This is a genomic window from Desulfuromonas sp. TF, assembly GCF_000472285.1.
In the GTDB taxonomy this organism is placed as follows: Bacteria; Desulfobacterota; Desulfuromonadia; order Desulfuromonadales; family ATBO01; genus ATBO01.
In genome coordinates this window covers 290,443-295,723 of sequence record NZ_KI421424.1, presented here as the reverse complement: position 1 = coordinate 295,723, position 5,281 = coordinate 290,443, and the positions used below count along the sequence as shown (strand labels likewise).

General features: G+C 60.0%; 4 protein-coding genes, 1 tRNA gene, 1 other RNA gene and 1 pseudogene. All 7 read right to left on the bottom strand.

Annotation, left to right across the window (positions count from 1 at the left end; all coding sequences use genetic code 11):
- Window positions 1-1,316, bottom strand: a pseudogene (locus DTF_RS24285) (pyruvate:ferredoxin (flavodoxin) oxidoreductase); the annotation flags it as partial.
- A gap of 165 nt (window positions 1,317-1,481) precedes the next feature.
- Window positions 1,482-2,081, bottom strand: a complete 600-nt coding sequence (recR, locus tag DTF_RS0117695) for a recombination mediator RecR (protein WP_027716405.1) — start codon at window positions 2,079-2,081, stop codon at window positions 1,482-1,484.
- Window positions 2,082-2,411: 330 nt separating this feature from the next.
- Window positions 2,412-2,726, bottom strand: a complete 315-nt coding sequence (locus DTF_RS0117690; RefSeq protein ID WP_027716404.1) for a YbaB/EbfC family nucleoid-associated protein — start codon at window positions 2,724-2,726, stop codon at window positions 2,412-2,414.
- A 69-nt stretch (window positions 2,727-2,795) separates the two neighbouring features.
- Window positions 2,796-4,478 (bottom strand): DNA polymerase III subunit gamma/tau, encoded by a 1,683-nt coding sequence (gene dnaX / locus DTF_RS0117685; protein ID WP_027716403.1) that lies wholly within the window; start codon window positions 4,476-4,478, stop codon window positions 2,796-2,798.
- 72 nt (window positions 4,479-4,550) lie between these two features.
- Window positions 4,551-4,649, bottom strand: an RNA gene (gene ffs, locus DTF_RS26290) — signal recognition particle sRNA small type.
- A gap of 45 nt (window positions 4,650-4,694) precedes the next feature.
- Window positions 4,695-4,782 (bottom strand) — tRNA-Ser (locus DTF_RS0117680).
- 235 nt (window positions 4,783-5,017) lie between these two features.
- Window positions 5,018-5,221 (bottom strand): GSU3473 family protein, encoded by a 204-nt coding sequence (locus DTF_RS0117675; protein ID WP_027716402.1) that lies wholly within the window; start codon window positions 5,219-5,221, stop codon window positions 5,018-5,020.
- Window positions 5,222-5,281: the final 60 nt, after the last annotated feature.

The following is a 5,281-nucleotide window of genomic DNA, read 5'->3' as shown; positions in this document are numbered from 1 at the left end:
GCGCCGACGGTGCCGTCGGAGCCGAGCCCGTAGAACATGGCGGCGTAGACGTTGCTGGGGATCTTGAAGCTCTCGTCGTAGTCGAGGCTGCAGCCGGTGACGTCTTCCTTGATCCCGACCACGAAGTGGTTTTTGGGCTTGTCGAGGGAGAGATTGTCGAAGACGGCCTTGGCCATGGCCGGGGAGAATTCCTTGGAGCCGAGGCCGAAGCGGCCGCCGACGATGCTGGGGTAGCGATCGAGCGTGAGCAGACCTTCTTCCATGGCCTCGCCGATGGCGGTGCGCACCTCGTGGTAGAGGGGCTCGCCGATGCTTCCGGGCTCCTTGGTGCGGTCGAGAACGGCGATCTTCTTGACGGTCTTGGGCAGGGCCCCCGCGAACTGCGCGATGGGAAAGGGCAGAAACAGGCGCACCTTGAGCAGCCCGACTTTTTCCCCTTTGGAGACGAGGTGGTTGACGGTCTCCTCGGCGCAGTCGGCGCCGCTTCCCATGACCACCATGACGCGCTCGGCGTCGGGGGCGCCGACGTAGTCGACCAGGTTGTACTGGCGGCCGACGCGGGCGGCGAACTTGTCCATGGCGGCCTGGACGATGCCGGCAACCTTGGTGTAGTAGGGATTGACCGACTCGCGTCCCTGGAAGTAGACGTCGGGGTTCTGGGCGGAGCCGCGCAGCACGGGATGATCGGGGGAGAGGGCGCGGCCCCGGTGGGCGCGCACCAGCTCGTCGTCGATCATGTGGCGCATGTCGTCGAAGGTGAGCTCTTCGACCTTCTGCACTTCATGGGAGGTGCGGAAGCCGTCGAAGTAGTGCAGGAAGGGGACGCGCGACTCGAGGGTGGCGGCCTGGGCGATCAGGGCGAAGTCCATGACCTCCTGCACGTTGTTGGAGCACAGCATGGCCCAACCGGTCTGCCGGCAGGCCATCACGTCGGAGTGGTCGCCGAAGATGTTGAGCGCCGCGGCCGAGATCGCCCGGGCGCTGACGTGGAAGACGGTGGAGGTCAGCTCGCCGGCGATCTTGTACATGTTGGGGATCATCAGCAGCAGGCCCTGGGAGGCGGTGAAGGTGGTGGTCAGAGCCCCCGCCTGCAGAGCCCCGTGAACGGCGCCGGCGGCGCCCCCTTCGGACTGCATCTCCACCACCTTGGGGACGGTCCCCCAGATGTTCTTCTGACCGACCGCGCTCTTGGCGTCGGAGATCTCCCCCATCACCGAGCTCGGGGTGATCGGGTAGATCGCAATGACCTCGTTCGTGGCATGCGCCACGTGAGCCGCGGCGGTGTTGCCGTCAATGTTTACCATCTTTCGGGACATGAACTCCTCCTTTTTCTTTGAGTACTTCCTCAGTGCGGAATCTGTTCGGCGGGAAACGGTATGCGCCCGGGCAAGGGCGGAGCATTCGAGTCCTGCCGGAGAATGACCTTGGGCTAACAAAGTATGCAGTATACACGGGCAACGGGGAAAGACAATGGACGCGCGTCAGATCTCCCGGCGTCCTTCCACCGCACGGTTTACGGTGGCATCGTCCACATATTCCAGATCGCTCCCCATTGGAATGCCGTGGGCCAGCCGGGTCACCCGGATACCCAGAGGACGGAGCAGGCGCGCCAGATAGAGCGCGGTAGCCTCCCCCTCGACGGTAAAGTTGGTAGCGACCAGCACCTCCCGCACCGCCCCTTCCTTGAGGCGGTCCAGCAGTCCGGAGATCTTGATTTCTTCAGGTCCAACGCCGTCCAGAGGCGAAAGCGCCCCATGCAGAACATGGTAACGTCCCCGGAAAGAGCGGCTGCGTTCAATAGCGATGAGATCCTGCGGCTCCTCCACTACACACAACAGGGCATCGTCGCGTGACGGATCGGTACAAAGAGGACAGGGGTCGCTCTCGGTAATGTGGAAACAGCGGGAACAGAAACGGATCTTCTCTTTCAGTTCCCGAATCGCTCCCGCCAAGGCTTCCGCTTCACCGATTGGCTGGCGCAGAATAAAAAAGGCCAATCGGGTGGCGGTCTTCTGTCCGATGCCTGGAAATTTAGCCAGCTCGGCAACCAGCCGGGCGAAAGACGGGATGGAGTCTAACATGGGTTTTTCTAAAAATCCAACAATTTGAAATGGTGTTTTATTCTTTTTATGGTAACCAAATTTTCCGGACAATACGTTTAAAACGATTAAAAAAATTAGTCTGGTTATGCACTTGGCTCCAGTAAATTAAGGCCTGACAGCACCAAACCGGAAAATCGTTTCACCACCCGTTTGCTTCGCTTACTAGAGACACGGAGAACACAGAGAAAAACCTTCTGGTTTTATTGATTTTCTCCGTGGCCTCTGTGCCTCTGTGGTGAAAGCTTCTGATCTTGGGGTTATCTACTTGACGCCTTGATCCGCTCCGAGCATCCGGAACCAGCTCCTTGGTCAGAACAAGCCCGGAATATTCAATCCCCCGGTGATCTTGCCCATTTCTTCCTGCATCATTTCCTGACTTTTCTTAATCGCCTCGTTGACTGCTGCGATCACCAGGTCCTGCAGCATTTCGACATCTTCCGGGTCGACAGCGACCGGCTCGATTCTAAGGGAAAGAAGCTGCTGTTTACCATTAACCACCGCGGTCACCATGCCGCCGCCGGCGGTAGCTTCTACTTCACGACTTTCGAGTTCCTGCTGCATGCGGGCCATTTTCTGTTGCATGAGCTGGGCCTGCTTCATGATATTGCCGAGACCTTTGGACATCCTGAAACCTCCATCTATCTAGTTCTTGATTGGTCTTTTCGAACCCTTGTCACTTGCCACACACCGACTTCAGACGAATCCCTTGTCGATCGCCTTGACCTCCCTGACCTCGCCGCTGAAGACCTCGAGGGCGGTCTTTACCATCGGATGAGAGAGGGCGTCTTCGCGAAGGCGTTTTTTACGGTCAGTCTCCCGGCTCTGGCGTTCCTCGGCCAGGGAGGGGGGCGCGTTAGCCTGCCGTTCGTCAAGAGCCGTGATCCGGACATCGATCTTTTGCTGGAAATATTCCTCGGCCAGCCGGCTCAAATCCTCAAGATATTCGTTATCCTCCAACTGGGAGAGGGCAAAGGACCCCTTTGGCAGTCCGATCTTCATCAGCGGAAGCTCAAAAGTCAGCAGACTGGCCTGCTCCAGTATGGAGGCAATTCCCGGGCGACGCTTCTCCCTGACATGCTCGACCAGTCCCTGCCACCCCTTGCCGCCGGCGGCGGGGGACGCCGGGGCTTCAGGCTTTTTTGGCGGAGGGCCTGCGTCCCTCGCAGTCTCCTGGGCCGGGGCCGAAGGCCGGAGGGAGGGCGAGGCGACAGGAAGTCTGTCCGCATCGCCGGCAAGGCGGCGCTCCAGATCCTCGATCTTGCGCACCAGGGTGCCCACATCCCGGGCCGGAGGCAGATGAGCCAGCCGGACCAGGGCCATCTCCAAGGTCAGGCGCGGGAAGGAGGAGGAAGCCAGGTCGATCTCGGTGCGCACCAGCACGGTGAGCGCCCGTTGAAGATCCTCCAGGGTTCCCAAGGCGGCCAGAGTCTGCAGCTCCCGCAGTTCATCGGCAGTGGCATCGAGCATCTCGCCCGGGTCCGCAAGCACCCGGCAGAGAGTCAATGCGCGAAAGACCTCCACCAGTTCCTGACTGAACTGGCGGTAGGAATGCCCCAGATCGTCCACTCGCCGCACCGCCTCCAGGGCCATACGACTGTCCCGTCGGACAATGCCTTCGGCGGTATCCAGCAACAGGCGCCGATCAACCATCCCCAGCAGGCTCTGCACATCCTCGTCGCCGACGGCTTCGCCGCAGAAGGCGATGACCTGATCGAGGGTGGAAAGGGCATCACGCATGCTCCCCTCACCCCGCCGGGCCACGAGGGCCAACGAGCGGTCCGAAATTTCAATCCCCTCGGCATCGACTATCTCCCGGAGCCTGGCACTGATCATCGGCAGGGCGATTTTACGAAAATCAAAGCGCTGGCACCGGGACAGGATGGTGACGGGGATCTTGTGCGGCTCGGTGGTGGCGAAAATGAACTTGGCGTGACCGGGAGGTTCCTCCAGGGTCTTGAGCAGGGCGTTGAAGGCATTAATGGAGAGCATGTGAACTTCATCGATGATGAAGATCTTGTAGCGGGAACGGGAGGGAAGATAGCGGATATTCTCCCGCAGTTCCCGGATGTCGTCGACGCCTGTATTGGATGCTCCGTCAATTTCGAAGACGTCCACACCCTGGCCGGCTGTGATTTCTCCGCAGGAAGGACACTGATTGCAAGGCTGGGCAGAGAGGCCCTCCTCGCAGTTGAGAGCCTTGGCGAATATGCGGGCGGCAGACGTTTTACCGACGCCGCGGGCGCCGGTAAACAGAAAGGCGTGGTGGACCCTCCCCGCCTGAATGGCATTGCTCAGGGTCTGGCTGACGTGCTCCTGTCCGACCAGGTCCGCAAAGCTCTGGGGCCGCCATTTGCGGGCCAGTACCAGGTACGACATGGGGCTCAAGGATCTCCGTGGAGAAAGGGAATTGGCCGGCGGGGGTAGCCGAATGGAATTGCCGGCACAAGTGACAGCCAGGCACCCCCGCGGCACACGGCAAAGATCGCTGCCGCTGCTCCCTTCCGGGCCTGACGGGGTTCGCGACCGTCCGTTGCGCGGGACCCGGCTGTCACTTCTGACGGCAATGAAGGCCGGCGATGATCAGATGAAATCTGGCGGAGAGGGAGGGATTCGAACCCTCGGTACCTTGCGGTACACACGATTTCCAGTCGTGCACCTTCGGCCTCTCGGTCACCTCTCCGCAGGTTGAGCAGAATACACCAGGGGATGGGAGCTGTAAAGGATTTTCTGGCGGATGCGGGGGGATGATCGAAGACCGCTAGCGACGCCCCCTTCAGTGCCACCGGGGGCGTCTTTTTACCGGATTTGCCGAAGCTTGTCAACAAGCAATGGCCGGAGTGAACTTCTATTCTTGCGTCCGACCGGATCTCTGGCCTGCGGAGGCTAAGAAACGCACCTTTCGGCGCGTTTCTTCATCAGTGTTGCCTCCGCAATTCGGAACGCCTTTCCTTCCCTTCGTACACCTCTCCACCCATTCCCCGCAAGGAATCACGGCCGACAACCACCCATCCAGTGGAACGCTTGAAGAACATGATACGGTTTTCCTCCAGCAATCGGTCCAGGACATGCGGTTGCACCAGTTCGTCGGTACCGTCCTTGAGCATCACGGGAATCATCATGACGGCGTCTCCCTTCCTCTCGTTCTCTCTTCTTCTTGTATCATATCAAGTGCAACAAGC

Bases quoted from the DNA above. Each gene is read 5' to 3' on its own strand.
- dnaX (WP_027716403.1), bottom strand. From the start codon at position 4,478: ATGTCGTACCTGGTACTGGCCCGCAAATGGCGGCCCCAGAGCTTTGCG.
- DTF_RS0117690 (WP_027716404.1), bottom strand. From the start codon at position 2,726: ATGTCCAAAGGTCTCGGCAATATCATGAAGCAGGCCCAGCTCATGCAA.
- recR (WP_027716405.1), bottom strand. From the start codon at position 2,081: ATGTTAGACTCCATCCCGTCTTTCGCCCGGCTGGTTGCCGAGCTGGCT.
- DTF_RS0117675 (WP_027716402.1), bottom strand. From the start codon at position 5,221: ATGATGATTCCCGTGATGCTCAAGGACGGTACCGACGAACTGGTGCAA.